29 protein-coding genes and 2 pseudogenes are annotated in these 24,887 nt (G+C 70.9%); 17 read left to right on the top strand and 14 right to left on the bottom strand.

Annotated elements, in window-relative coordinates:
* Nucleotides 1–17 precede the first annotated feature (17 nt).
* Complete coding sequence (locus ACFYY8_RS13580) at nt 18–1,148, top strand: sensor histidine kinase (protein WP_390040431.1); 1,131 nt, start codon at nt 18–20, stop codon at nt 1,146–1,148.
* Complete coding sequence (locus tag ACFYY8_RS13575) at nt 1,145–1,813, top strand: response regulator (RefSeq protein WP_390040429.1); 669 nt, start codon at nt 1,145–1,147, stop codon at nt 1,811–1,813. Before ACFYY8_RS13580 ends, ACFYY8_RS13575 begins: the two co-directional genes overlap by 4 nt.
* A 64-nt stretch (nt 1,814–1,877) precedes the next feature.
* Here the strand turns inward: ACFYY8_RS13575 and ACFYY8_RS13570 are convergent, their stop codons facing one another.
* Nucleotides 1,878–2,414, bottom strand: a complete 537-nt coding sequence (locus ACFYY8_RS13570) for an SMI1/KNR4 family protein (RefSeq protein ID WP_390040427.1) — start codon at nt 2,412–2,414, stop codon at nt 1,878–1,880.
* 7 nt (nt 2,415–2,421) lie between these two features.
* The gene (locus ACFYY8_RS13565; protein ID WP_390040425.1) at nt 2,422–3,672 is read right to left on the bottom strand and encodes a TetR/AcrR family transcriptional regulator; all 1,251 of its coding nucleotides are present in this window, start codon (nt 3,670–3,672) and stop codon (nt 2,422–2,424) included.
* Between the two features lie 183 nt (nt 3,673–3,855).
* Between ACFYY8_RS13565 and ACFYY8_RS13560 the strand changes: the two genes are divergently transcribed.
* Complete coding sequence (locus tag ACFYY8_RS13560) at nt 3,856–4,701, top strand: class I SAM-dependent methyltransferase (protein WP_390040423.1); 846 nt, start codon at nt 3,856–3,858, stop codon at nt 4,699–4,701.
* 69 nt (nt 4,702–4,770) lie between these two features.
* Here the strand turns inward: ACFYY8_RS13560 and ACFYY8_RS13555 are convergent, their stop codons facing one another.
* A complete protein-coding gene (locus ACFYY8_RS13555; RefSeq protein ID WP_390040421.1) occupies nt 4,771–5,151 on the bottom strand; it encodes a peptidase inhibitor family I36 protein in 381 nt (126 codons plus the stop codon).
* Nucleotides 5,152–5,499: 348 nt separating this feature from the next.
* Between ACFYY8_RS13555 and sigK the strand changes: the two genes are divergently transcribed.
* The 5 genes from sigK to ACFYY8_RS13530 all read left to right on the top strand — a co-directional run bounded on the left by sigK (nt 5,500) and on the right by ACFYY8_RS13530 (nt 10,025).
* Nucleotides 5,500–6,096 carry an ECF RNA polymerase sigma factor SigK gene (gene sigK / locus ACFYY8_RS13550; RefSeq protein WP_390040419.1) on the top strand — a complete coding sequence of 199 codons (597 nt, stop codon included), beginning with the start codon at nt 5,500–5,502 and terminating at the stop codon, nt 6,094–6,096.
* Complete coding sequence (locus tag ACFYY8_RS13545; RefSeq protein ID WP_390040417.1) at nt 6,093–6,869, top strand: anti-sigma factor domain-containing protein; 777 nt, start codon at nt 6,093–6,095, stop codon at nt 6,867–6,869. The genes sigK and ACFYY8_RS13545 overlap by 4 nt, the downstream gene beginning before the upstream one ends.
* A gap of 159 nt (nt 6,870–7,028) precedes the next feature.
* Nucleotides 7,029–8,582, top strand: a complete 1,554-nt coding sequence (locus ACFYY8_RS13540) for a molybdopterin-dependent oxidoreductase (RefSeq protein ID WP_390040415.1) — start codon at nt 7,029–7,031, stop codon at nt 8,580–8,582.
* Between the two features lie 45 nt (nt 8,583–8,627).
* Entirely contained in the window at nt 8,628–9,233 is a 606-nt protein-coding gene (locus ACFYY8_RS13535; protein WP_390040413.1) for a fasciclin domain-containing protein, read from the top strand.
* A gap of 162 nt (nt 9,234–9,395) precedes the next feature.
* Nucleotides 9,396–10,025, top strand: a complete 630-nt coding sequence (locus ACFYY8_RS13530) for a fasciclin domain-containing protein (protein WP_390040411.1) — start codon at nt 9,396–9,398, stop codon at nt 10,023–10,025.
* Nucleotides 10,026–10,208: 183 nt separating this feature from the next.
* Here ACFYY8_RS13530 and ACFYY8_RS13525 read toward each other — a convergent pair whose 3' ends face one another.
* Entirely contained in the window at nt 10,209–11,354 is a 1,146-nt protein-coding gene (locus ACFYY8_RS13525) for an FAD-dependent oxidoreductase (RefSeq protein ID WP_390040409.1), read from the bottom strand.
* Nucleotides 11,355–11,412: 58 nt separating this feature from the next.
* On the opposite strand from ACFYY8_RS13525, the gene ACFYY8_RS13520 reads away from it, so the two are divergent.
* The 3 genes from ACFYY8_RS13520 to ACFYY8_RS13510 all read left to right on the top strand — a co-directional run bounded on the left by ACFYY8_RS13520 (nt 11,413) and on the right by ACFYY8_RS13510 (nt 14,090).
* Complete coding sequence (locus ACFYY8_RS13520; RefSeq protein ID WP_390040407.1) at nt 11,413–12,024, top strand: TetR/AcrR family transcriptional regulator; 612 nt, start codon at nt 11,413–11,415, stop codon at nt 12,022–12,024.
* 290 nt (nt 12,025–12,314) lie between these two features.
* Nucleotides 12,315–12,845 carry a hypothetical protein gene (locus ACFYY8_RS13515; RefSeq protein ID WP_390040405.1) on the top strand — a complete coding sequence of 177 codons (531 nt, stop codon included), beginning with the start codon at nt 12,315–12,317 and terminating at the stop codon, nt 12,843–12,845.
* Nucleotides 12,846–13,034: 189 nt separating this feature from the next.
* A complete protein-coding gene (locus ACFYY8_RS13510; protein ID WP_390040403.1) occupies nt 13,035–14,090 on the top strand; it encodes a hypothetical protein in 1,056 nt (351 codons plus the stop codon).
* A gap of 273 nt (nt 14,091–14,363) precedes the next feature.
* Here the strand turns inward: ACFYY8_RS13510 and ACFYY8_RS13505 are convergent.
* Both ACFYY8_RS13505 and ACFYY8_RS13500 read right to left on the bottom strand, forming a co-directional pair.
* Nucleotides 14,364–14,462 (bottom strand): annotated as a pseudogene (locus ACFYY8_RS13505) (transposase); the annotation flags it as partial.
* A gap of 72 nt (nt 14,463–14,534) precedes the next feature.
* Nucleotides 14,535–15,224, bottom strand: coding sequence for a TetR/AcrR family transcriptional regulator (locus ACFYY8_RS13500; protein WP_390040401.1), 690 nt, complete (start codon nt 15,222–15,224; stop codon nt 14,535–14,537).
* Nucleotides 15,225–15,357: 133 nt separating this feature from the next.
* Between ACFYY8_RS13500 and ACFYY8_RS13495 the strand changes: the two genes are divergently transcribed.
* Both ACFYY8_RS13495 and ACFYY8_RS13490 read left to right on the top strand, forming a co-directional pair.
* Entirely contained in the window at nt 15,358–16,374 is a 1,017-nt protein-coding gene (locus ACFYY8_RS13495; RefSeq protein ID WP_390040399.1) for an NAD(P)-dependent alcohol dehydrogenase, read from the top strand.
* Between the two features lie 74 nt (nt 16,375–16,448).
* Nucleotides 16,449–16,925, top strand: a complete 477-nt coding sequence (locus ACFYY8_RS13490) for a DUF6326 family protein (protein WP_390040397.1) — start codon at nt 16,449–16,451, stop codon at nt 16,923–16,925.
* Between the two features lie 146 nt (nt 16,926–17,071).
* Here ACFYY8_RS13490 and ACFYY8_RS13485 read toward each other — a convergent pair whose 3' ends face one another.
* From ACFYY8_RS13485 to ACFYY8_RS13465, 5 genes are all read right to left on the bottom strand, one after another.
* A complete protein-coding gene (locus tag ACFYY8_RS13485; protein ID WP_390040395.1) occupies nt 17,072–17,299 on the bottom strand; it encodes a BldC family transcriptional regulator in 228 nt (75 codons plus the stop codon).
* Between the two features lie 17 nt (nt 17,300–17,316).
* A complete protein-coding gene (locus ACFYY8_RS13480) occupies nt 17,317–17,550 on the bottom strand; it encodes a hypothetical protein (RefSeq protein WP_390040393.1) in 234 nt (77 codons plus the stop codon).
* 415 nt (nt 17,551–17,965) lie between these two features.
* Nucleotides 17,966–18,283, bottom strand: a complete 318-nt coding sequence (locus tag ACFYY8_RS13475) for a hypothetical protein (protein ID WP_390040391.1) — start codon at nt 18,281–18,283, stop codon at nt 17,966–17,968.
* A gap of 59 nt (nt 18,284–18,342) precedes the next feature.
* Nucleotides 18,343–18,882, bottom strand: coding sequence for a hypothetical protein (locus ACFYY8_RS13470; RefSeq protein WP_390040389.1), 540 nt, complete (start codon nt 18,880–18,882; stop codon nt 18,343–18,345).
* Nucleotides 18,879–19,097 carry a hypothetical protein gene (locus ACFYY8_RS13465; protein WP_390040387.1) on the bottom strand — a complete coding sequence of 73 codons (219 nt, stop codon included), beginning with the start codon at nt 19,095–19,097 and terminating at the stop codon, nt 18,879–18,881. The genes ACFYY8_RS13470 and ACFYY8_RS13465 overlap by 4 nt, the downstream gene beginning before the upstream one ends.
* Before the next feature lie 994 nt (nt 19,098–20,091).
* Here ACFYY8_RS13465 and ACFYY8_RS13460 point away from each other — a divergent pair.
* On the top strand, nt 20,092–20,871 hold the full coding sequence (locus ACFYY8_RS13460) for a GntR family transcriptional regulator (protein WP_390040385.1): 780 nt from the start codon (nt 20,092–20,094) through the stop codon (nt 20,869–20,871).
* A gap of 91 nt (nt 20,872–20,962) precedes the next feature.
* Nucleotides 20,963–21,283 (top strand): annotated as a pseudogene (locus ACFYY8_RS13455) (DUF5753 domain-containing protein); the annotation flags it as partial.
* Here ACFYY8_RS13455 and ACFYY8_RS13450 read toward each other — a convergent pair.
* The gene (locus ACFYY8_RS13450) at nt 21,260–22,225 is read right to left on the bottom strand and encodes an AraC family transcriptional regulator (protein WP_390040383.1); all 966 of its coding nucleotides are present in this window, start codon (nt 22,223–22,225) and stop codon (nt 21,260–21,262) included. The pseudogene ACFYY8_RS13455 and the gene ACFYY8_RS13450 overlap by 24 nt on opposite strands.
* 71 nt (nt 22,226–22,296) lie before the next feature.
* Between ACFYY8_RS13450 and ACFYY8_RS13445 the strand changes: the two genes are divergently transcribed.
* Nucleotides 22,297–23,142 (top strand): SDR family oxidoreductase, encoded by an 846-nt coding sequence (locus ACFYY8_RS13445; RefSeq protein ID WP_390040381.1) that lies wholly within the window; start codon nt 22,297–22,299, stop codon nt 23,140–23,142.
* Complete coding sequence (locus ACFYY8_RS13440) at nt 23,127–23,495, top strand: DUF4440 domain-containing protein (RefSeq protein ID WP_390040379.1); 369 nt, start codon at nt 23,127–23,129, stop codon at nt 23,493–23,495. Before ACFYY8_RS13445 ends, ACFYY8_RS13440 begins: the two co-directional genes overlap by 16 nt.
* Nucleotides 23,496–23,638: 143 nt before the next feature.
* Here the strand turns inward: ACFYY8_RS13440 and ACFYY8_RS13435 are convergent, their stop codons facing one another.
* Both ACFYY8_RS13435 and ACFYY8_RS13430 read right to left on the bottom strand, forming a co-directional pair.
* Nucleotides 23,639–24,289, bottom strand: coding sequence for an HAD family hydrolase (locus ACFYY8_RS13435; RefSeq protein WP_390040377.1), 651 nt, complete (start codon nt 24,287–24,289; stop codon nt 23,639–23,641).
* Nucleotides 24,286–24,876 carry a DUF4291 domain-containing protein gene (locus ACFYY8_RS13430; RefSeq protein WP_390040375.1) on the bottom strand — a complete coding sequence of 197 codons (591 nt, stop codon included), beginning with the start codon at nt 24,874–24,876 and terminating at the stop codon, nt 24,286–24,288. Before ACFYY8_RS13430 ends, ACFYY8_RS13435 begins: the two co-directional genes overlap by 4 nt.
* Between the last annotated feature and the right edge of the window lie 11 nt (nt 24,877–24,887).

The raw sequence follows: 24,887 nt of genomic DNA, 5'->3' as shown, positions 1-24,887 counted from the left end.
AGTAGAGAATGCGCCTTATGCCCCTTTTTGATCGGCTGCGCGCCATCCCGGCACTCCAGCTGGACGTGGCACTCACCGCGCTGGTCCTGGTGGTCCAGCTCTGGCCGCTCCTCGCCACCCGGGAGTCCTTGAGCTGGTGGGGGTACGCCGTCGTGCTCGCGGCGACCATACCCCTGATGTGGCGGCGGCGCGCACCGGTGGTCACGCTCGTCGTCACCCTCGGCGCCCTCGCCCTCTACGACCTGTCCGATCGGGTCGCCGCGCAGCCCGTCTGGTACGGCGCGCTGGTGGCGATGTACTCCGTCGCCGCCTACTCCTCCTGGTGGCCGCGTGTCATCGCGCTGGCCGTGGCCACCGTCGGCGGGCTCGCGTTCACCGGGTCGTCCGACACGGCGGTGCGCGGCGTCGTGCTGTTCGTCGCCGCCTACGCCATCGGCCGGGCCGCGGCCGTCTCCCGGAGCCACGCCGCCGCGCTGGAGGAGCGGGCCGCCCAGCTCCAGCGCGAACGCCGGATCGAGGCCGAGCGGGCCGCGGAACGCGAGCGGGCCCGCATCGCCAGGGACATGCACGACATCCTGGCCCACGCGGTCAGCCTCATGGTCGTCCAGGCCGAGGCCGGGCCGGTCGTGGTGCGCAGCGATCCCGACCGGGCCGAGGCCACGTTCGACGCGATCGCCGCCTCGGGGCGCGACGCGATGACACAGCTCCGCAGGCTGCTCGGCGTGCTCAAGGAGGGCGAGGGCCAACGTGCCCCGCAGCCCACGATCGCCGACCTGCCCGGCCTGACCGACCAGGTCGTGAGCCCCGGGCTGGCCGTGAACTACGTCGTCACCGGCACCCCCGTCCCACTCCCCGGTGACGTCGACGTCGCGGCCTACCGGGTGACCCAGGAGGCGCTCACCAATATCGTCAAGCACTCCGGCGCCACCCGCGCCGACATCCGATTCGACTGGCGGGACGACGAACTCATGATCCACATCACCGACGACGGCAGGGGAGCCTCGCGCACGCTCCCCCGTGGCGGTAACGGCCTGATCGGCATCCGTGAGCGCGCCGCCGCCTGCCACGGCACCGCCTCGGCGGGGCCGCGCTCCGACGGCCCCGGCTTCGAGGTCGTCGTCCGTCTTCCTCTCGGGGTGGCGGCGTGAGCGGCCTGCGTGTCGTCATCGCCGACGACCAGGAGCTCGTCCGGGCCGGGTTCGGCATGATCCTCGACGCCCAGCCCGACATCGAGGTCGTCGCCGAGGTGGGGGACGGCGTCGAGGCCGTCGAGGCGGCCCGCGCGCACAGGCCGGACGTGCTGCTGCTCGACATCCGGATGCCCCGGATGGACGGCATCGAGGCGGCCGGGATCGTCTCGGCCGAGACGGCGTGCCGGGTGCTCATGCTGACCACGTTCGACCTCGACGACTACGTGTTCGAGGCGCTGCGGGCGGGCGCGAGCGGATTCCTGCTCAAGGACGTACGGCGGGACGACCTGGTGCACGCCGTACGCGTGGTGGCGGCCGGTGAGTCGCTGCTGGCCCCCTCGGTCACCCGCAAGCTGATCGCCGAGTTCACCTCCCGGGCCCAGGCCGTGAGACCACCGGCCGGAGAACTCGACGTGCTGACCGCCAGGGAACAGGAGACCCTGCGGATGATCGCCCTGGGGCAGTCCAACGCCGAGATCGCCGCCACGATGGTCCTCAGCGAGCACACCGTGAAGTCCCACGTCAGCAACATCCTCACCAAGCTCGGCCTGCGTGACCGGGTGCAGGCCGTGATCGCGGCCTACGAGGGCGGCCTGGTCGTGCCGGGTCACGGTCACGCCTGATCCCGCCGTGGTCGTCGGTCGCGCCCGGCGAGCGGCTCGACCGGACGGCGCCGCGCCGTGACCCTCAGACGTCGAACCAGGGCTTTCCCGCGACCCAGTGCTCGACCCATCCGGCGAACCCCGAACTCCCCGTGGTGGTACCGAACTCGGCGCCGAAGGGAACGGCGCCCTCGCCGCTGATCTGCCAGACGTGCCCCCGGTGCGGTCCGCTGACGACGAGGTGCCAGTACATGCCGCACCCGTCGGTGCCCAGCACGATCGAGCCGTGATGGAAGACCCGTTCGAGCAGAGGGTCGATCTCCTCCTCGGGGCGTGGATCGTCATCCCACACCCACACCTCCGTCAGCGGGAAGGGCAGGGCCAGGACCCGCCGCGGCCGGCCGTTCCCCCAGTCCCTGGGCAGCTCGGCCAACGGCACCAGCCCGAAGTCCGGCGGCCCCGAGCGGGACCCGTCACAGACCTCGGCGACGAACGTCCGGTACGGCTCCGGCAGGACGATCCCGTGTTCCGCCTCGAAGGCACGCACGGCGTCCCAGCCCAGGGGCGGCACGCGTGTCCCGACGTCGAACACGGCACGGAGCGCGGCAGGGTCGATGTCCATGCGCCACCTAACCACGAAACCTCGTCCGATCGACGGCGTCCCCCGTCTCGGCCGGGAACAGCACGGCGAGCGCCGCATCGAGTGTCATGGCCTCCAGCCGGTCGCCGACGAGTGACGTGCCGGACATGACGAGGCCGAAGATGAGGGCCCTGACTCCGTCGACCAGCGCGCGGGCCTCGGGGTCGCTCAGGTCGGAACGAGACTCGGAGACGAGATGCGCCCATTCCTCGTGGTTGAGCCGTCGGCGGCGGAGCAGTGCCTGTCGCCGGCGCGGCGGCAGGCCGTACGACTCCCGCTCGGCGACCGCCATGAGGTGGGCGTCGGTGAGCGCCCTGCGCACCCGTCTGCGTACCAGTGCCTCCAGGAGTCGCTCCGCCGGGCCGTCCACGACGTACGTCTCCGCGACCTCGGCCTCTGCGCGGTCGGCTTCGGCCTGCAGTACCGCCAGCAGCAGCTCGTCCTTGCCCTTGACGTGGTGGTAGAGCGCAGGCCCCGTGACGCCCACCGCCTCACCGATCTCGTCCATGCCGGTCGCGTGGTAACCCTTCTCGACGAACAGCCGCGCGGCCTCCCGGATGATCAGCTCACGCCGGTCGCCGTCCGCCAGGGGTGAGGGCGCCACCGCGAGCGCCGGGGCCGCCGGAGCCCGGTGCGTTCGACCGGGCAGGAGCAGGGCCAGTGCCATGTGAACGATGAGGCGGTGCAGCAGGTGGTCGTCGAGCCCCACGTGGCCGGTCGCGACGGTGAAGATCAGCCATTTCGCGCCGACCGCCAGCGCCCGCGCCTCGTCCTCGGTCAGCTCGGGTCGTGCTCCGACGATTCGGCGCACCCACTCCTGGAGGTTGTCCCGCCCGCGCCGTAGGAGCGGCTCGCTCGTCTCGGGGGACAGGCTGCGCAGCTCACGGGCGGCGACCGCGGACAGCGGACCGTCGTCGACCGCCTGACGGACCTGGGCGTGGACCAGCCGCTCCAGAACCTCGCGCGGACTTCCTCCCTCGCGAACGATCTCGGCGATCTCCGCTTCGGAGCGCTCCGCGCTCTGCTCGATCAGGGCGACCAGCACGGCGTTCTTGTCGGGGAAGTGCCGATACACCGTCGGCCCCTTCACTCCGGCCGCGGCACCGATCTGGATGATGCTCGTCCCGTGGAATCCGCGCTCGTGGAACAGACGGGCGGCTTCGCGAAGGATCAGCGCGCGCCGGTTCCCCGGCGGCCTGCCGCGTCGTGGGCGCGGTCGCGTCTGCTCGGCCTCCGGCATCCACCCCTCCGTCCATCCACGACGCGTCGACCGTACCGGATCCAGGCACGGACCCTTGATCATGTTAACTACGAATCACATAATCATCCAAGAACCTAGCTTTTTAGTGCTTGCCAGCGCCGTACTGCCATATTAAAGCTAGTGTCGGTAAAACATTCAGCGATCAGGGAAACGGCGGTCACCATGCCAGGCATAAGTACGGCCGGACTCTCCGGCATCGAGGAGACCTCTCTCATCACCTTGCGCGCACGGGCACTGGACGCCGGGTCGGACGACCCCATCCTGGGCGACCCGTACGCGGCGAAGGCCGCCCAGGCCCTCGACTACGACTGGCGACGCCTCCAGCCGACCCCCCGGCTGGAGGAGAAGGAGCGGCTCAACGTCAGCATCAGGGCCGTCCACTTCGACCGATGGGTGCGCCGGTTCATCGCCCGCCACCCGGACGCGGTCGTGCTCGACCTCGGATGCGGACTGGACAGCCGCGGCTACCGGATCGATCCCCCGCCCGGCGTGGACTGGTACGACGTGGACCTGCCCGGCATCATGGCCGTACGCGCGAAGCTCTACGACAAGGCCGACCGCGTCCACGCGCTGGCCCTGTCGCTCGACGAGGACGGCTGGCTGGAGGCGCTACCGGCGGATCGGCCGGTGGTCGTGGTCATGGACGGGCTCTACCCGTGGATGACCGGGCCCACCTTCGTCAGACTGCTGCGCCGGATCACCGCCCACTTCGAGAGAGGCGAGATCCTCCTGCTGGGCTTCTCCAAGCTCTCCAGCCGGATGATGCGCAAGGTCGTGCCGGCCATCAGGACGATCGGGGCTCCCGTCAACGAGGGGTTCGACGACCCACACGACGTGGAGCGCTGGAATTCCGACCTGCGGCTCGTCGAGCGGCAACGGCTGATCACCTCTCCCGAGGTGGCGAAGATGCCGCGCGGCGAACGAATCCGCTGCGGGATCATGCGGGCGATCCCCGGCATGGCCCGCATGGACAAGGGCTTGCTCCGCTTCGCCTTCGGCGGAGCCTGACCCCGCCCGGCCAGACGGAACCCGGGCCGCGTACGACCCGGGTTCCTTGTCCGGCGGGATGCCGCTCGATCAGCAGGAGGGTGCCACGGCGTCGATCTTGCCGCCGAAGTCGTTGTCGTAGACCCTGCGGTAGTCGCCCCTGCGGACGACGCGGGTCTCCCTGCGGTCGGGGACGTGGATCCAGTTGATGAAGCAGCCGTTGGCGTCGGCCTTGAAGGAGCCGACGTTGTCGTGCAGGGCCGGGGGGACGTCGACGTAGCCGTTGCCGGGGTTCCAGCACCACGAGGCGCCGGTGTAGTTGCGCCCGCTCCACAGGCAGATGTCGCCGGCCGTCGCGGTGGTCGTCGAGGTGGGGACGGCGGCCGAGGCCGGGGTCGCGCAGGCCAGGGCGATGAGCCCGAAAGCACCGACGGTGGCGGCGATCCGAGCGGTGGAGGTCGTTACCTTCATGGTGGTTTCTCCTTTTCTGGGTGGTTAAGGAAGATCCCTCAAGGCACTTCCAGCACAGTATGTAATGGATCGAGTTCGAAGGGTAATGGTTTTTCCATTCGTGTTCTCCGCCGCCCCTCGGAACGTCCGCGCTCTCCGCCGCTCCCGGAGAACGCGACGACGGGGGTGGATCGTGCCGCCGACGCGCCGGTCATGATCGTCGTCGTCCGGCTCGTGACCGGCCGAACCGGGTCCTGCCGTCGCCGGGCACATCGCGGGTCCACAACCAGGTGTGTCACCCATCCGGTACGCGGATGGCTCCGAAGCTTTTGTGGCCGGTGCTGTGCCGGTCGGGGCAGGAGGATCCGCATGGGAACGCGTGACCGGTCGCCGGTGGGCGAGGACCGTCCGGATGGCGGCCCGCCGGGACTGGAGGAGTTGCTGCAGGAGGTCGGCAGGGGCGGCCGGGCGGCGTTCGAGCGGCTGTATGAGGTGCTGGCGCCGCAGGTGTTCGGGCTGGTGCTGCGGGTGCTGCGGGATCGGGCGCACAGCGAGGAGGTGGCCCAAGAGGTGCTGGTGGAGGTGTGGCGCAGTGCCGCCCGCTACGATCCGGGCAAAGGCTCGGTGATGGCGTGGGCGCTGACCATCGCACACCGGCGGGCGATCGACCGGGTGCGTGCGGCGCAGGCGGGCACCGACCGGGAGGAACGGGCCGCACGGCTGGAGCCGCATCGCTGCTTCGATGAAGTTTCGGAGCTGGTGGTGGGCCGGTTGGAAGGTGAGCGGCTGCGCCGCTGCCTGGGCAATCTCACCGAGTTGCAGCGTGAGTCGGTCACCTTCGCCTACTACGGCGGCTACTCCTACCGGGAGGTCGCCGAACTGGTCAAGGCCCCGTTGGGGACAGTCAAGACACGGATGCGCGATGGGCTGATCCGGCTGCGCGACTGCCTGGGAGTGGACCGATGAGGGAACGAGAGGACGGGTTCGACCCGCACACCCTGGCAGGTGCCTACGCGCTGGACGCCATCGACGATGAGGGCGAGCGGCGCCGCTTCGAGCGGCATCTGGCCGGATGCGCCGAGTGCGCTCAGGAGATCACCGGGTTCGCCGAGGCAGCCGCGCGCCTCGGCCTGGCGGTGGCGGCCGAGCCGCCGCCAGGCCTGCGGGCGCGGGTACTGGCCGAGATCCACCAGGTGCGTCAGCTGCCGCCGATGCTGCCACCCGCAGCGCCCTCCAGGCGGCTACGGGGAATCAGGTGGCGGCCGTGGTCGGCGGCGGTGAGCGTGGCGGCGACGTTGGCCGTGGTGGCCGGGCTCGGCGTGAGCACGGTACAGGCACGCCAGGAACTGGCGCAGGCCCGGCGCGCGGAACAGCGAATCGCCGCGGTGCTGGGCGCGGATGACGCCCGGGCGGTCACCACTCCGGCCACCGCGCCGTCCGCCGGGGGCGGGCGTGGGCGCGGCACGGTGGTGCTGTCACGCTCACAGGGCGCGCTGGTGTTCTGGGCGGCCGGGCTGGGTGATCCGCCCGCAGGCCGGGTCTACCAGCTGTGGCAGCTCGCGCCGGGACGGATCACCTCGGCCGGCCTGCTTGCCTCCAGCGGGTCCGGAGGCACCGTGCCGGTGCTGAGCGCTCTCGGGGCCGATGTGGGTCAGGTGGGGGTGACGGTGGAGCCTGCCGGTGGCTCGCGGCAGCCGACCAGCACGCCGTTGCTGCTGGTCGACGTGTCCGCTGCCTGATCTTCCCTCCGCCGGGAAAGTGGCGCCCATCCGTTTCCGCGGTGGCTCCGAAGCCCTGATGTGACTGATGAGACACCGGCCCACAGCGTAACGGTCCCCGTTACGGGAGCCCGGACGCCGGGAGCCCGGACGCCGGGGGCCTGGGTGTCGGGGGCCTGGGTGTTGGAGGTCTTCGGCGTGCTGGCCGCGGCTCTGGCGCTGGGGGTGGCGGAGCTGACCGCCGCGCTGACAGGCCGGCCCGAGGCCGGTCCGCTGCTCGCGGTGGGGTCGGCGTTCATCGACCTGAGCCCGGCGTGGCTGAAGGACTTCGCCGTCCGCGCCTTCGGCACCGCCGACAAACCGGTCCTGCTCCTGGGGTTGGTGACCGTGCTCGCGGTCACGTCGGCGGCCGTCGGAACGGCCGCGCCCCGGCGTCCGCGCCTGGCCGTCGCGGCCCTGGCAGGGCTCGCGGCGCTCGCCGGGGCCGCGGCGCTGTCTCGGCCGGGCGCCGGCCCGGTGGACGTGCTGCCCGCCACGGTGGGGGCGGCGGGTGGGACGTTCGCCCTGCTGTACGCCCACCGCCGCCCCCGTCCGAGGCCTGAGAGCCGTATCACGCTGGGCGTCCCGCGCCACGACCGTCCCATCCAGCCACCGGCACCCGCGCCGGGAGCCGACCGGCGGGCGCTGCTCACCCGCGGTGCCGCCCTGCTGGGAGTGGCCGTGCTGAGCGGCGGCGCCGGCAGGGCGATCACCTCGGCCCGCCAGGCCGCCGCCGACGGCCGCTCCCTGGCGCTGCCGCCTCCCGCCGACCCGGCCCGGCCGCTTCCGCCGGAGGTCGGGCTGAACGTGCCAGGGCTCGGCCCGTTCACCACTCCCGACAACTCCTTCTACCGGGTCGACACCGCGCTGATCGTCCCGCGCGTTCCGCACCAGGAGTGGACGCTGCGCGTGCACGGCCTGGTCGACCACCCGATCGAACTCACCTTCGCCGACCTGCTGGCCCGCCCGCTCACCGAGCGCGATATCACCCTGACCTGCGTGTCCAACGAGGTCGGCGGTCCGTATGCCGGAAACGCCCGCTGGCTCGGCGTCGACCTGGCGGCACTGCTGCGCGAGGCCGGAGTACAGGCCGGAGCCGATCAGATCCTGTCCCGCTCCGTAGACGGGTGGAGCGCCTCCACCGCGCTGGAGTCGGTGCTGGACGGACGCGACGCGCTGCTGGCCGTCGCGATGAACGGCCGCCCGCTGCCGCCCGCCCATGGATTCCCCGCGCGGATGATCGTGCCCGGCCTGTACGGGTACGTCTCGGCCACCAAATGGGTCACCGACCTCAAACTCACCCGCTTCGCCGACGAGCAGGCGTATTGGACCCGGCGAGGCTGGGCCGAACGAGCGCCGATCAAGACCGCCTCCCGCATCGAGGTGCCCAAACCCTTCGCGGAAGTATCCGCCGGAAGCGTCACCGTCGCAGGGACCGCGTGGGCGCAGCACCGCGGCGTCGCCGCCGTCGAAGTCCGCGTCGACGGCGGTCCTTGGCGGCAAGCCGACCTGGCCGCCTCCGCGGGGCCCGACACCTGGCGGCAGTGGCATACGACCTGGCAGGCCTCCCCCGGACAGCACCGCCTTGAGGTCCGCGCCACCGACGCCACCGGCCACACTCAGCCCGCCGAACGGGTGCCGCCGATCCCGGACGGCGCCACCGGCTGGCACACGGTCCTGGTGACCGTCACCTGAACCCCCTCAGCAAACCCATCCACCAGACACAGGAGATGCCAGAACATGAACGTCCGTCACGTCCTCGCCGCACTGCCGATCACGGCCGTCGCCGTCTCGATGACCGGCTCGGTCGCGCTCGCCTCCGCCCCGCACGCCACCGCCGCAGGAGGAGGAGCGGTCGCCCCGGCCGCGGTCCGGCAGCCCTTCGGCCCGGCCTGCTCGGCCGTGCCCAGCACGGGCAAGGGCAGCTTCGCCGGCATGGCCGCCGACCCGGTCGCCACCGCCGCCTCCCACAACCCGGCCCTGTCCACCCTCGTCGCCGCGGTGAAGCGGGCGGGCCTGGTCGACACCCTCAACGGAGCCGACGGCATCACCGTCTTCGCGCCCACCAACCAGGCGTTCGCCAAGATCGACAAGAAGACCCTCGCCAAGGTGCTGGCCGACAAGAAGACGCTGACCGACATCCTCACCTACCACGTCGTCCCCGGCCGCAAGACCCCGACCGACCTGCGGCACGGCCGCTTCACCACCCTGCAGGGCGGCACGGTCACCACCACCGGCTCCGGCGCCGCCTACAAGGTCAACAACGCCCGCGTGGTGTGCGGCGACGTCCCCACCCGCAACGCCACCGTCTACATCGTCGACACCGTCCTCATGCCCACCAGGTAGCCGCACCGGCGGGCCCGCCACACCGGTGGGCCCGTCGCGACGACGGCCTCAGGCCCTCTTCGCCCCGCGCTGAGCGTGATCGCGTTCGGCTACCAGCCGTCCGCGGCCCCGCTCACCCCCTTTCCACCCGCCTCCCCCTCACCTCGGTAAGGAACCTCACGCATGATCACGAACAGGCGCCTCGTCGCCGCCCTGCCCCTGCTGGCCCTGGCCGTGTCCCTGACCGCCTGTGGCGGCACCAGCGACCAGACCAACACGGACACGGACGCCGCCCCGACCTCCACCGGCAGCGCTCCGATAGCCACCGAGCCCGTCGCCGACACACCGTTCGGCACGGCCTGCTCCGCGGTTCCCGCCTCCGGCGAAGGCAGCTTCACCGGCATGGCCGACGACCCCGTCGCCACCGCCGCCTCCAACAACCCGGTCCTGTCCACCCTCGTCGCCGCCGTGAAGAAGGCCGGCCTCGTCGACACCCTCAACTCCGCCGACGGCGTCACCGTCTTCGCCCCGACCAACGACGCCTTCGCCAAGATCGACAAGGAGACCCTCACCAAGGTGCTGGCCGACAAGAAGACGCTGACCGACATCCTCACCTACCACGTCGTCCCCGGCCGCAAGACCCCGACCGACCTGCGGCACGGCCGCTTCACCACCCTGCAGGGCGGCACGGTCACCACCACCGGCTCCGGCCGGGACTACATGGTCGGCGACGCCCGCGTGGTATGCGGCGACGTCCCCACCCGCAACGCCACCGTCTACATCGTCGACACCGTCCTCATGCCCGGGAAATGACCCGGAGCCGGACTCGCCGAACCTCTTCGGCGATGGTGCGAACGAATTGGATGAACGCCCCCGGTCCGCTCCGCGGTGTCTTTCTGCCGTATTCGTGCGACACCCCATGGAGACACGGCCCGGAGTCACACCGGCGCGGGAGGACCGGAACGCACAGCCCGTCGAATGTTCCGGGTCCCGGTTTCAGACGCGCCAGAGAGCGGCGAGCTGCCGGGTGGCCAGCCGGGACGGTACCGCGCGCAGCAGGGCGTCACGCAGCGACGCGGCGAGGCCGGTCCGGGAGGTCAGCCACGACTGCCGGGACGCCGCCCGCATCATGCGGTTGGCGCCGGGCCTGCGCTCGGCGTCGTAACGCAGGAGCCGCCGGGGGGCGTCCGCCGGTTCGGCGCCGGTCAGGTGGCGGGTCAGCGCGGCGGCGTCCTCGAAGGCCTGGCTGGCCCCCTGGCCGAGGTCGGGCGGCATGGCGTGCGCGGCGTCGCCGAGGAACGCGACCCTGCCGGCCGCGAACGAGGACAGGGGCGCGGCCAGGCGGGTGATCGGGTCGACGTAGACGTCGGCGGGAGGGGTGGCCTCGATCAGCGTCGCGACGAGGGGATGCCAGTCGGCCATCAGGGACAGCATCCGCCGGCGCGCCTCCTCCGCGTCCGGCGGCGTGCCGTGCAGGACGGAGTCGGTGAACCAGTACAGAAGGTCCTCGCCGACGGGATACAGGCCGAACATCGCCCCGGTGCGGCGGTCGACCAGCTGGCTGGTGAGCAGGTCCGTCACCAGACCGGGTGGGCGAGGCAGCATGCCGCGCAGATCCATCCGGCCGGTCCGCCGCAGCCCGGGATGACCGGGGAAGTGCTGAGCCCGCAGCCTGCTGCCGATGCCGTCGGCGGCGATCACGGCGTCCGCGCTGGCGACGGGCCCACCGTCGGCGATCACGGTCACCCCGGTGGAGTCGGACTCCAGACGCTCGACCGGGGTGGAGGTTCGCACCAGCTCGGCGGGGAGCGGGGCGCGTAGCGCCCGGTGCAGGCGGGCCCGGTCGATGATGACGGGAATCCCGATCCGCTCCCGCACCCGGGCCACGTCGGTGATCAGCAGCGGCCGTCCGTGCCGGTCGCGCAGCCCTCCACGGCCTTCACGCATGACGTGCTCGCGGACGTCCTCGGCCAGCCCCAGCGTGTCCAGCGCCCGGAGCCCGTTGGGCATGACCACGATCCCGGTTCCCGCCTCCCTGAGCTCGGCGCCGCGCTCGAAGAGCGTCACCTCGTGGCCCAGGCGATGCAGCCCGACCGCGACCGCCACTCCTCCAAGCCCGGCGCCGACCACCACGATCCTCACGGGACCTCCTCGATTCACTACGATCGTACTAGTACGCCTACTGGTATAGCGTGACCGTATGCCGCCCACCAATCCGGCCCGTCGCCGCGCCCTGACCGATGCCGCCATCGCGCTGCTGGCGTCGTCGGGCGTGCACGGGCTGACCCACCGCGCGGTGGAGAAGGAGGCGGACCTTCCGCCGGGAACCGCCTCCAACTACTTCCGTGACCGGGAGACGCTGCTGGTGGCCGCCGCGGAGCGCGTCGTCGAGCTGCACCACACAGACACCGACCGGGCCACCGATCAGGCCACCGAGCCCACTGAGCGGCCCGCGACTCTGGACGACCTGCTGACCGAGTCGCTGCTCACGGCGGCGACCACACTGCGCGACCGCTACCTGGCGATCTTCGAACTCCAGCTGGAGTCCGTACGCCGCCCGGCACTCGCCTCGGCCCTCGCGGGCCTGGGGGACGCGGCGGTACGGATCACCGCCGGGCAGCACGACAAACTCGGTCTCACCCTCCCCCGCGAGACGATCCCCGCCCTGATCGCGCTCTACGGGGGCGCGCTGTTCACCCTGGTCACCGCACCGCCGGAGACCGTCGACAGGAACGTCGTCCAGACCCTGGTCCGGACCATCCTGAACGGCTGCGCCTCCCAGGAGGAAAACCCCGAGGCGACACGGATCTGAGGCTCCGGACCCCTCGGCGGCCCACCTTCAAGGTCGCGACAAGGCACGTGACCCAACCGCTGTTTCACAAGGCCAGACCGAGAAACACCCGCTCTCGGTGGAGACCGTTCCGCGAACGTTCACCGTGGCCCGAAGCAGCCGTCGTCTTTCCGGATGTCGCGCAGAAATGTGCCCGACCGACCTGGCCCGCTCCTTCGCCCTTGATCAGGAATTCCGAAAGGGCGATGCTGACATCGATTCCCATGCACGGCCAGGTAGGCGGAGGAGTTTCATCCGGTTAGTGAGGCGCCGTGACCGAGCGGACAGTCCTGATCTCCGGAGCCGGGGTCGGCGGGCCGACGGCGGCCTACTGGCCGGCCAGGCACGGCTTCCAGGTCACCGTCGTCGAACGCGCCGGGACGCCGCGCTCCAGCGGGAACCCGGTGGACGTCAGAGGCCCCGCCGTACGCGTCGCGGAACGGATGGGCGTCATGCCCCGGCTGCGCGAGGCCGCCACCGGCACGACGGGCCTCACCTTCGTCGACGCGGCGGGCAGGCGGGTCGGCCGGATGGACATGCGGGCCTTCCAGCAGCCGGACGAGGTCGAGGTACCGCGCGGCGATCCTGTACGCGGCGAGCCGCGACCACGCCGAATTCATCTTCGACGACTCCATCGCGACGCTGCCGCTCACCATTCAGACCGGAACCGACCGGGACATCCTCCGTCGGCGCTCATGGTTCCCGCGACGCGGGGCGGCATCCTGGCACGGAACCTCGCCACCCGCCTGTGGCCCGCCGTGGCCGCCGCCACCCGACTGCGGCGCGCTGTCACGAAGCGTTGACGTATCGGCCAGCAACTCGCTGTCAGTCCTTCGTGAGGACCGGACGGCACCCTGTCGGCAAGTGAGTATGGGACGACACGGGCACGTTCATTGCCCTCAGATCGACTTGATCGCGATCAAGCCCTGCATACCTTACAGCTCGTGACAATTACTAACTCTAAGTGGTTCCCGCGTGCTGCGGGAGCCGCCATGACCGCGGCGCTGGCATTCGTACCGACCGTCGCGCAGGCGGAACCGGGTAGCCGAACGTTCGGCTACACCGGGGCTCCGCAGACCTTCACGGTCCCGGAAGGGGTGTGCGAGCTGATCGTGGACGCCTTCGGAGCCGCAGGCGGCACCGCCGTCTACGGATCTCCCGGCGGGCGAGGTGGCGAGGTCAACGGAACCGTCCAGGTCAACCCAGGGGACGAACTGACGATCTACGTCGGTGGCGCGGGCACAGGCGGGAACCTCGAAACCGGCGAGCCCGCCGCAGGCGGCTTCGGCGGCGGCGGCCGGCCCGGCGGCTACCAGGAGGACCTCAGGCCCGGCAACGGCACCAACGGCGGTGGCGGCGGCGGCACAACGACGATCGCCCTTGGCGACCAGCCGCTCATCATCGCCGGTGGCGGCGGTGGAGGCGCCGGCAGTTTCGCGGGTGGAACGGAAGGCCAAGGTGGCGACGGCGGCCAGAACGGCACCGACGGTGCCACCCCGAACCAACCCGGCGCCGGTGTCGGCGGCTCCTCGGGCGGTAACGGCGGCGTAGGCGGCGCCGGTGGGCAGCCCGTGTCCGACTCCGACCTTCCCGGCCGTCCCGGCGGGGCCGCCCAAGGACGCGCCGGAGGAGACGGCGCCGTCAACCTCGCCGACCCGCACATGGGCACGGGCGGGGGCGGTGGCGGCGGCGCACAAGGCGGCGGCGCCGGCGGCTCCTCCTCCGCCAGCACCATGTACGGCGGCGGCGGAGGCGGAGGGTCGAGTCTCGGCCCTGCCGGATCCACCTTCACCGTCGGTGTCCGCCAGGGCGACGGCGAGCTGACCCTCACCTACGACACCGAGTCGTGCGGCGTCCCGCCCACGCCGAAGCCGTGCCCCGACAAGAAGCCCAAGTCGTCTGGCGATAACGGCGACGTGAGCGGCGGCGCAGGCGGCGCCGGTGGACGGTCCGGGACGGACTCCGATCGTCCCGGCCTTCTCGGCGGGGACACTCAAGGACGCACCGGCGGAAACAGTGCCGGTGGCGGCTCCGCCGGTACCACGTAGGGGTGCCCCTCGACGGTCAGACACGGAACCTCACCACCCGCCCGCGGCGCGCTCTCACGAGGCGTTGAGGAGGGCCTTGATGTCGGTTTCGCGGATGACGGCCGAGCGGACTGGGGCACGACGGGCTTTGTCGGCGGGGTTGCGTTTGACGATGTCCACGGCGCTTCCCAGGCTGGCGCCATGGGCGACAACCGTGTTCTTGAACCCTTGGTCGACCAGCACTTTGGTCACGCTGCCCTCGGTGACGACGGTGACCCGGTCCAGCAGGGCGACCCTGGCCGTGTTCTCGTTGACTGAGGCCGTGAGGACCGGTCCGATCAACGCCCACTGAGCGTCGGTTAAGTCGCTCGGGTACGGCTTGCGCTCAGCCATCGCGCCATCCCAGCACAACTGGCCCCGCAGACGGGCGGTAGCACTACAAAGCCACACGATCACCTGACGACATCACGGATGGGGGCTCGCGGAAGGCACTCTCAGGGGCTCAAGGGCGGCCAGGACGAGGTCGAGGCCGAAGACGAACTCCTTCGCCGGGTCGAAGCCGGCGGCGACGAGCGCCGCGGCGGACTCGTTGAGGTAGGGGAACTCGTCAGGAGGAAGCTGGGGTAGGTAGGCGTCCTCGATCACGTCCGCGAGCTCATCGGCGGTGCCGAACGGCAGGCTGGCCGCCTGCAGGGCGAAACCGTAGACATAGCTGTCGAGCAACCAGTTGGCGTGCGTCGCCATCAAGGCCGAGAAACCGGCCCTCCGCAGGCAGGCGGTGACCGCCTCGTGGTGGCGGAGGGTCGCGGGCCCAGGCGATGTCCGCGACTCCATCAGGCCGTTCGCCCACGGGTGGCGTGCGAGAACCTGCTGGGCGGACACCGCCCGCCGTCGTATCGCCGACTGCCAGTCGGTTCCTTCCGGCGGGAGCTCGATCTCCTCGAACACGACGTCGATCATGGCGTCCAGCAGTTCTTCCTTGCTCGCCACGTAGTGATACAGCGACATCGCGCCCGCGCCGAGCGTGCCGGCCAGCCGGCGCATGCTCAGCCCGTCGACCCCCTCGCGGTCGGCGAGCCGGATCGCCTCCTCCACCACCCGCTGCTTGCTCAGCCCCGCGTCGGACACGACCCGCCTTTGTTCCCTCGCAGCCAACGGGTCTCCTCGCTCGCTCATACGGCTTGACAGTCGTACAGCGTACGTCCATAGTACAGCGTACGCGTTCGTACGGTGTACGACGTACGGTGTACGAGACAGCGAGCGTCGCGGCTCGGGGGAAGAGGCTTCTGTGGGAATCGAACGAGTGCCGGAGCCGAGTCCGGCCGGGACGGCGACGATGCGGGCCGCCGTCCAGCACCGCTACGGCCCGCCCTCCGTGCTCGTGGTGTCCGAGGTCGGGCTACCGCTGCCCGGTCGAGGCGATGTACTCGTCCGGGTGGGCGCGACCTCGGTACATCCCGGCGACCACTTCGTCATGACCGGTGAGCCGTACGTGGTGCGTCTGGTGTTCGGGCTCCGCCGGCCGCGCCACGGCATCCCCGGCAGGGACCTCGCCGGCGTGGTGGCGGCGGTCGGGAAGGACGTCACCGCCCTCCGACCCGGCGACAAGGTGTTCGGCTGGAGCACCACGGGAACGCTCGCGGAGTACGCCCGCGTCCCCGCGGACCACCTCGTGCCCGTGCCCGCCGACCTGTCGGACGTGGACGCGGCGGCGGTGCCCACGTCCGGCATGACGGCATTGCAGGCGTTGCGCGACATCGCGAACGTTCGACCGGGCCAGACGGTGCTGATCACGGGCGCGTCGGGCGGCGTGGGCTCCTTCGCCGTACAGATCGCCAAGGCGTTCGGCGCCGAGGTGACGGGTGTGTGCAGCACCCGCAACGTCGACCTGGTCCGGTCACTCGGCGCCGACCACGTCGTCGACTACACCGAGACCGACTTCACCCGCACCGGGAAGCGCTACGACGTCATCCTCGACAACGTGGAAGCCCAGCCCCTGGCGGCTGTCCGCCGAGCGCTGACGCCCACCGGCACCCTCATCCCCAACAGCGGACGCGGCGGCCGCCTGCTCGGCCCCCTCGGCCGGATCGTCAAAGCGCGCGTGCTGTCCGGGTTCACCCGTCAGCGGTTGAAGCCCTTCACGTCGGTCGGGAAGCGTCAGGACCTGCTCACCCTGGCCGACCTGCTCACGACCGGGCAGGTCAAGCCCGTCATCGACCGCACCCACCCCCTCGACGAAGCGGCTGACGCCCTCCGCCACGTCGCGGCCGGCCACACCCGGGGGAAAGTCGTCGTCACCGTCTGACGACCGGACCCGTGTGTGCACGCCAACCTGTCGCCGCTCCGGCGCAGGGGACCGCTCCTCTCGAAAGAAGAACCATGACCGTCCGAACGAAACCCCTGAACCTGCTCGACGACCCGCCGGTCTCCGTGCGGGCCAAGATCGCCGCCGCATGGACCAGCTTCATGTTCCTCTACATCTACGTCGACTACTTCCACCTCCACAAGCCCGGTGTCATCGACGGCCTCCGCGCAGGCGTCGTCTTCGAGTTCGACATCAGCCCGACGTTGTTGACCGTGATGCTCGCGTCCGTAGCGATCCCGGCCCTGATGGTGATGCTCTCCATGACGCTGCCCGCCCGGGTGAACCGCGCCACGAACCTCGTCGTCGCATCGCTCTACGTCCCCTACTCGGTGTTCAACGCGGCAGGGGAGACCTGGGACTGGGCCTCCTTCTATGGCCTCTCCATCGGAATCGAGGTGCTGCTCCTGGCCTTCGTCCTGCGCTCCGCCTGGACATGGCCTCGAACCCCCGCCGTCCCAGCCGACCCCGCGACGACCGACCTTCGACAGTAGGTATCCGTGAAGGCCCTACGGTGTGAAGCCCGCCGCCGCGCCCGTAGGCCGAACGACCAGCGGACCTCATCCAACCGACCGCGACAACGAAGAGAGCGTCAGCTCGCTCAACGCACGCTCAGACGTTCGTGCCCCTGACGCCGTGGTCAGGGAGTCGAGCCGTTGAGGAGGGCCTTGATGTCGGTTTCCCGGTAGCGACGTTGCCTGCTGGGCGTCCGCACCGAGGGAATCCGGCCGGTCAGGGCCCAGCGGTTCACGGTCTTGGGGTCGACGCCGAAGATCCGGGCGACCTCGCCGGGGGTGAGGAGTCGTTCGGTGGTGCCGGGGCCGGTGGCGAAGGTGCCGTCGGGGGCGACGGCCTTGAGGGGGGACATGGGAACTCCGTAGAGGGTCAGTAGCGGCTGCGGTGGAGAATCTCGTCGTGCCGGGCCAGCGCTCTGGCCAGCCGGTGGAGAGTCGTACGGCCAAGCGCATCGCGGGCCCCGGCCCTGCGCTGGTCGAGGCGTAGCGGTTCGTAGCGGACGGCCCACCACCTGGGAAGTCCGGGCAGGTTCCGTTCCTCGTACCGCCAGGCCGGATGGGTGCTGACGAGCAGGTCGATCAGGCGTCGTTCGTCGTCGGTCACGGTGATCTCTGTTCGGAGGCGGACAAGGAACACACTTCGCTCAGGCCGTCGCCGTTCGGGCCGGGGTTCCCGATCGCTCGAACCGCGAGGTCCGATCGTCTCCGCTCTGGCCGACCTTCATCCGGACCATGAAGCCGGGCTCCATTCGACCGGGGCTCCTGATCGTTCGGGTCGGGTGGAGCGGTGACGAGAGGGCGGGTGCCCGGCCCGGAGCCGGGGAGCACGGGCCGGACACCCTGGAGGAGGACCGGCCCCACGAATACGGGTCCGGTGCGCCGGACGGCTCCCACACCCGGCGTGTGTAGAAGCCGTCCTGCGAAGGTGTGCGACCCAGGTCCCTCCCACCTGAGCCGCACGTTCACGAGGTACGGCGAGCGACGGGTGGGATGACGTTCCGCCGCCCGCCGTACCGGCCTCAAGAGCGCAGCAACCTGCGCAACGCCGTAGACCGGCCCGGCGCGACGGCCTGACCGGCCCGGGAGGCCCGGATGGTTCGAGCTCGCAGGGCGCGGGCGACGGCGACGGCCTGGATACTCGGCGGGACCGCCGGAACCGCCGGGACCGCCGGGAGCGTCTGGGCGGCCAGCTTGCGGTCCAGTTCCTCAGCCGACCCGGCCCGCACCAACAGCACGTCCCCGGGGCACGGTCTGCCGGGGAGGGCGCTTCGGTAGGCGCTCCACAGCCCGGACCGCGAGCTGTGGAAGACCAGCCAGTCCGGATGAGCCGTCTGCACGGAGTTACAGGTTCGATCGGAAAACTCAGAACCTTGACGAGCCGTCCAGGCCGTTGGCATCATGCCGCCCTCCCACCCGGCGAGCGTCGATCCCTGGCGGACACCGTCTCCTCACCCGGCGAAAGCCGCCCCCCGGCGGACACCATCCCCTCGCCCGACGAACGGCGTCCTCCGGCGGACGCCGTTTCCCCGGTCGGTGAACCGCGCTCACCGCCGGGCTCCTCAGCGACCACCTCGTTCCGCGCCTCCGAAGACGGACGACCGGCCCCGCCCCTCTCACGCCGAACCGGCGCCGGAGAAGACTTCGACGTGGGCGCCGGGGAAGGCCGGGACGCGGGCGCCGCGAGCCGCATCGCTCTGATCATCTCCGCCTCCCGCATCCGCTCCTCCAACCCCTCGGCCGTCGGGTCCGCGACGATCACCGGCCGGGGACCCTCCCAGGCGGCCACCGCGTAGAAAGCGCGTCGTCCCAGGCTGTAGAGCACCGTCCAGTCCGCCCACGCCTGGTCGATCCGCTCGGCCTCCGCGCGAGCCGGGCCGTCCCACACCCGCCGATACACCGGCGTGTACGGCAGGCCGTCCCGGTGCCGCCCGGTCACGAGGTCACCCCCGCGACGGCGTCACGGGCGGTCTTCTCCTGCTCGGCCACGGCCTCCTGGACCTCGTCGAAGGTGTCGGCGTCCACGGCCGACTCGGCTCCGGCCCGTACGGCGACGCGGGAGAAGACATGGGTACGGAAGGCCCAGAACCGGCCCGCGTCACTGATGATCAACCGCCAGCCCGGGATCACCGGGGTCGTAGGGGTGTCGTGCATGATCTGGACCTCCGTGATCCGATCAGAGGCATGCCTGGCATGGGTGATCGCCAGACGGGCCTGCCCTGCGGGACAAGAAAGAAGCCGCGCGCCGTACGGCACAGCCGAAGACCGAAGATCACGAGCACCAGGCCGACAGACCGCCTGAGCACGGGGAACGCGACATCGGTCTCCGCGCCGGTACGGCCCACCGCTCGCGGGCCGTACACCGAAGTGGCCGGGCTGACTCACCCTCGTCCAGGTGATCCCCGGCCGAGGAACCGTGGGGAACGGGCGCCGAGCCCGCCTGGACACCGGAGCCTGAGCAGGCCGTACCGGCGCGACAGGCATGGACTCCGGAACCATGACCGGATCACCGCCGGGAACCGGCTCCGCAGGACCATCCGGTACGGCACTCACGGCCGGGGCAGCCGCGAACGTATCCGGCTCGGGAACAGGACCACTCTGACCAGCCCCCGGCACCAGGCCTGGCCCAACCACCCCCGTAGGACCATCCGGTACGGCCTTCGCGGCCGGGACCAGCGCGGGCGCCTCCGGCTCAGGGTCGGGATCGGGGCGGCGCTGGGCGGGCACCAACGGAACCACCTCGGTGGGCGCGACCTCCACCGGAGGCCGAGGCGCGGGAAGGAACTGCGGGCCGTACGCACGACGGGCCTGGAGACGGGCGTTCATCAACAGCCCGGACGGCTGCACGTAGTCGTGCCCGTCCTGGTTCGGGCAGCCGTGGGCGTACGGGGAGTGGCCGCATCGGGCGCATCCCATGGGCAGGGGGATGGCGTCACCGAAGCAGTCGCATCCGTTGCGGAGCGTGATCCGCTCGAAGACCGGAACACTAGGCTTGGTCACGGCTTGGGACTCCACTTCCTGATCAAGGAGCCGTCTGTATATGGCTGGACGAGAGCTGCCCTAAAGTGTCGTACGACACTGGACGCTAGAGCAGGTCAGAGCACTCGTCAAGCAAAATGGCCTACGACACTTGGATATGGTGGTTCGCGTGCAAACAGACCCAGATTCGACCGCGCGTCGCATAGCTACCGATCTGCGGGCCGACATCGCCCAAGGACGCCTGCCCGCAGGGGCGAAACTGCCCTCCGTCCGCGACCTCGCCGACCGGTACGACGTCTCCCGCAACACCGCGAACAAAGCCCTCAGCACGCTCAAAGCAGAAGGCCTCATCACCACCCGACACGGATCAGGCGCCTACGTCCGCGACGCATACCCCATCCGACGCCTGGGACCAGACCGCTACGCACGCCACCGCTGGCAAAGGACCACCGTCGAAGTGTTCGCCACCGAACAACCCCAAAGCGCCTCCGCCCAACAGCAAGGACACCAGACGCAGAACGTCTCCCTGGTCGAAGCCGACGAAGCCACAGCAACCGCCCTCGGCATCGAACCCGGCTCGCCGGTCTACGAACGAGCCCGCGTCATGACCCGCGACGGCAACCCCACGCACACCATGACCTCCTACTACCGCCCCGCCGACATCGAAGGCACACCCCTGACCGACCCCACACCCGGCATCGCCGGACAGTCCGGCGGATTCCAAGTCCTGACCGACCAGGGCCTTCCCCCACACCAGATCACCGAGGACATCTCCGCCCGAATGCCCACCGCCCAGGAATCCGAACTGCTCGACCTCCCCACAGGCGAGCCCGTCGTCGAAGTACGCCGCACCACCCGCACCGCCGAAGGCCACGTCATCGAATACGCCCGAGGCATCCACTCGGCAAGCAGATTCACCTGGTCGTACACCTTCGACATCCCTGACTGACCATCACGCACTCTGGCCGGCCAGGGCTACGAACTGCAACAACTGCAGAACCTCCGACTTCCGCGAGGACAGCGGGCTCACGGCTTTCGAAATGTACGAAGCGGCGGTCATCCAGGGGCCGTTACAGACCCCCGCCTACGCCACCGCGCTCCTGGCCAGGACTGACCAACGCGGAGTCGCCGCACGGATGGCACGTCCGGCCATCTTCGACCGCGCCCGGCCGCCCGCTTTCTCCTCGGTGATCGACGAAGCCGCGCTGTCCCGCATGGTCGGTGGCCCCGACGTCATGTGGGAGCAGGCGGAGCATCTGATCGCCATGAGCCACCGGCCCGGGGTGGAGATTCGGGTTCTCCCTTTCAAGGTTGGCGCGCATGGTTCAGTGAGCGGATCATTCACGATCCTCACCTACGAGGAGACCGGGTGCGGTGCCCTGCGCCCAGCGGCGGCGGTAGTCGCCGGGGGTGGTGCCGTACCACTGGCGGAAGGCCAGGTGGAAGCCGACCGTCGAGTGGTAGCCGACGCGTTCGCTGATCCGGCTGTGGGCCAGTGTGGTCTCGCTCAGCAGGCGGGCGGCCTCCTGCATGCGGCGGGCGGTCAGGTGCCGGATCGGCGCCTCGCCGACCAGTTCGCGGAAGGTCGCCGCGAACGCCGAACGCGACATGCCGGCCTGGGCCGCCAGTGACTCCACCGTCCAGGGCTCGGAGAACCTCGTCTGTACGGCGTGCAGCGCCGTCCCGATCGCGGGGTGACGCAGCGCCCGCAGGACCGGCGAGCCCTCGGCCAGCTCCCCCACCGCGGCCCGCAGCGCCAGCACGAAGACCAGCTCGAAGGCGCGCAGGGCGACCAGCGCCGCGCCGGGTTCGGCCAGGTCCCACTCGCCCGCCAGCCGTCCGAGGGTGCCGCCGAGCAGCCCGTGGCCGTCCAGCGTGGCCTTGTCGAGCACCAGGACGGACGGCAGCGCCCGGTAGATCGGCGAGATGGCGGCCCGGTCGTAGTGGAGTCCGCCGCAGATCAGGACGGTCCGCTCGCCCGGCCCGCCGAGTTCGACGGTGATCACGCTGCCCGGCGGCCGTTCGGGGAGCAGTGTGGAGAGCGGTACGGCGGAGCGCCCCGGCCGGTCGCCCAGCCGGTGGGCGTTGCCGTGCGGGAAGACGGCCAGGTCCCCGGCGTGCAGCAGGACGGGCTCGGCGCCGGGCAGTTCGACGGCACAGGTTCCCTCCTGCACGTAGTGCAGCAGCGCGCAGTCCTCGGCCTCGCCCGCGATGCCCCAGGGCGACCCCGCCTGCCAGCGGCTGTGGAAGACCCCCTCCAGCCGCAGCGGGGCCAGCAGGGCGCTCAGCAGGTCATCATCCACCGGACGATCCTTAAATAACCCGATATTTCAATTAATCGAGCGTATCGCGGATTCGGTCGAGACTCTCCGGCATGACCTTTCTTGTGATCGGCGCATCAGGCGCCCAGGGTGGCGCGGTCGCGCGGCGGCTCGTCGCCGAGGGACACACGGTGCGCGGCCTGACCAGGAGCGGCCGGGTGCCGCACGGAGTGGAACCGGTCGTCGGCGACCTCGGCGACGCCGAGGCGGTGAAGGCGGCCTTCGCCGGGGTGACGCACGCCTCGGTGACGCTGCCCATGGTCTTCGAGCCGGACACGGTCGCCACCTACGTCCACCATGTGCGCGACGCCGCGCTGGCGGCCGGGGTGCGGCGGCTGGTGTTCAACACCGCCAACCGGCTGCCCGAGGCCACCACGCGGGTGGCCGCCTTCGAGACGCGCCGGTGGGCGGTGCGGACGCTGCGGTCGGCCGGGCTGCCGGTCGTGGTGCTGTGCCCGCCGCTCTACCTGGACAACCTGGCCGCGCCGTGGGTGACGGGTCCGCTGGCGGCCGGGGGCGTACTGCGCTACCCGCTGCCCGCCGACCTGCCGGTGGCCTGGCTCTCGCACGACGACCTGGGCGCCGCCACGCATGCCGCGCTCGTCCGTGACGACCTGGAGGGCGCCGTGCTGAAGCTCGGCGGGGCCGACGTGGTGACCGGCGACGAACTGGCGGCGGCCTTCGGCGCCCGCTACGCCGCGCAGGACCCGGCCGAGTTCGAGTCGGGCCTGGCGATGGCGGTGGGCGCGCCGACGGCCGCCGCGGTGGCGGACACCTACCGCTGGGCCACCACCGACCGCGACCTGTTCGTGGCCGACCCCGCCGTGGCCGACCTGCTGGGCCTACGGCTGACGCCGCTACGCGCCTGGATCGCCGCCCAGCCGTGGGCGACCCGGTGACCGGCGCCGAGGCGGAGATCGTCCGCCATCACGAGGTCATCGAACGCTGGCTGACCGGCGCCCTCCCGCGGGAGGAGTTCGCCACCTTCGCCGACGCCCACGGCCCCGGCTTCACGCTCAGCACCCCCGACGGCCCGACGCTCACCCGCGACCAGGTCCTCGCCGAGGTCGAGGCGCTCCACGGCACCGCGCCGGGAGTGACCATCGAGATCCGCCACGTACGGATCGTCGCCTCCGAGGGCGCCTTCGTCGTGGCCACCTACCAGGAGGTCCAGCCTGATCGGACCCGGCAGTCCACGGTGGTCTTCCAGGGCACCACCTGGTTGCACCTGCACGAGACCTGGCTACCGTAACGACGACCCGCCCCGCCCGGCCCGTGACCCGGAGCGTCCCGGCCCGGGCGGTGGGCGACCCCGAGGTGTTCCACCTGGTGCTGCCGCCGTACGGCGAGGCAGGGGTTCGCGGTCACGTGGACGATGCGCGGGGCGGTGGGCGGTCAGGCTCTCGCGAGTAGTCCTGGGAGTTCGCGCATGTCGTCGAAGACCGAGGTGTTCGGTCCTTCGAGCCATCGCGCGGGCGTGAGACCGCCGGTGTATCCGAGGGCGCGCATGCCGGCTGCGCGGGCTGCCTGGATCCCGTATCTGCTGTCCTCGACGACGACGCAGGCCGACGGGTGGACGCCCATCTGCTTGGCGGCGTGCAGGAACAGGTCGGGGGCCGGTTTGCCGTGTGGCACCTCGTCGGCGCTGAAGACGCGGCCTTCGAAGTATCGGTGGATCCCGGCGCGGCCCAGGGTGCGGCGCATCGTGTCGTGGCTGCTGCCGGAGGCGACGCAGCTGGGGAGAGTGAGGGTGTCGAGGACGTCGAGGATGCCGTCGACCGGGGTGAGTTCGGCGTCGACGGCCGCGTGATGGAGCCGCTCGAATCTCTCCAGCCAGAGCGTGGCCCGGGCGGGGCCCAATCGGGCGGCGATCTGCTCTCCGTTGGAGACGATCGACCGGCCGATGAACTTCTCGATCACCTCGGCTTCGGTCAGCGGCCAGCCCAGCTCGGCGCCCACGGCGACGTGGAGGCGTACGGCCATGCGTTCGCTGTCGACGAGCACGCCGTCGCAGTCGAAAATGACGAGCTCAACCGGGTTGATCATCCGGACAGCGTACGTCTGGCGGCATAACCGGGGAAAAGAAGGCCTTCCAGGGTCCGTGGCAGTGGATACACCCGCTCCGCGGGGAACAGCCGCCGGGCTTTGGCGGCGTGCCCGGTCTGTGTCAATGCCGCGGCCTTGCGGACCTGGGGGGTGAGGTCGGTGAGGCTGACGATCCAGTCGTCGGTGAACGCGCGGATCAGATCACGGCCGATGCCGACCTGGATGCTGTAGTGGTTCAGTGCCGCTCCGCGCGACGAGCGTTCCGGGTCCCACTGGACATGTACGGCCGCCTGGGCAACGGCTGCCGGATCCGCGGTCGTGAGCACGGCCCGGGACAGAGCCTCCTCCCAGCCCTTCCGGGTCATCCGCACCGCGAGAACGCGTTCCTGACCGGGTTTGCGGGCCCAGTTGCTGCGGTGCATGAGCCACAAGAACGAGGGCTTGATCCAGGTCATCCTGTGGAACGAGAACGGCGTGACGAAGCGGCCCGCCCGCAGTGCCGCGTCGGCTATGGCAGGCGCGTACGCCTGGTAGACCACGATCGTGTCGGCGTCGTAGTCAGCGCGAACCTGGTACCGGGGTGCCATGCTTCGCACCC

The sequence above is a fragment of the Streptosporangium sp. NPDC001559 genome (assembly GCF_042893955.1).
In the GTDB taxonomy this organism is placed as follows: Bacteria; Actinomycetota; Actinomycetes; order Streptosporangiales; family Streptosporangiaceae; genus Streptosporangium.
The sequence above is the reverse complement of the archived record's forward strand: the minus strand, read 5'-3'. Positions and strand labels throughout refer to the sequence as shown.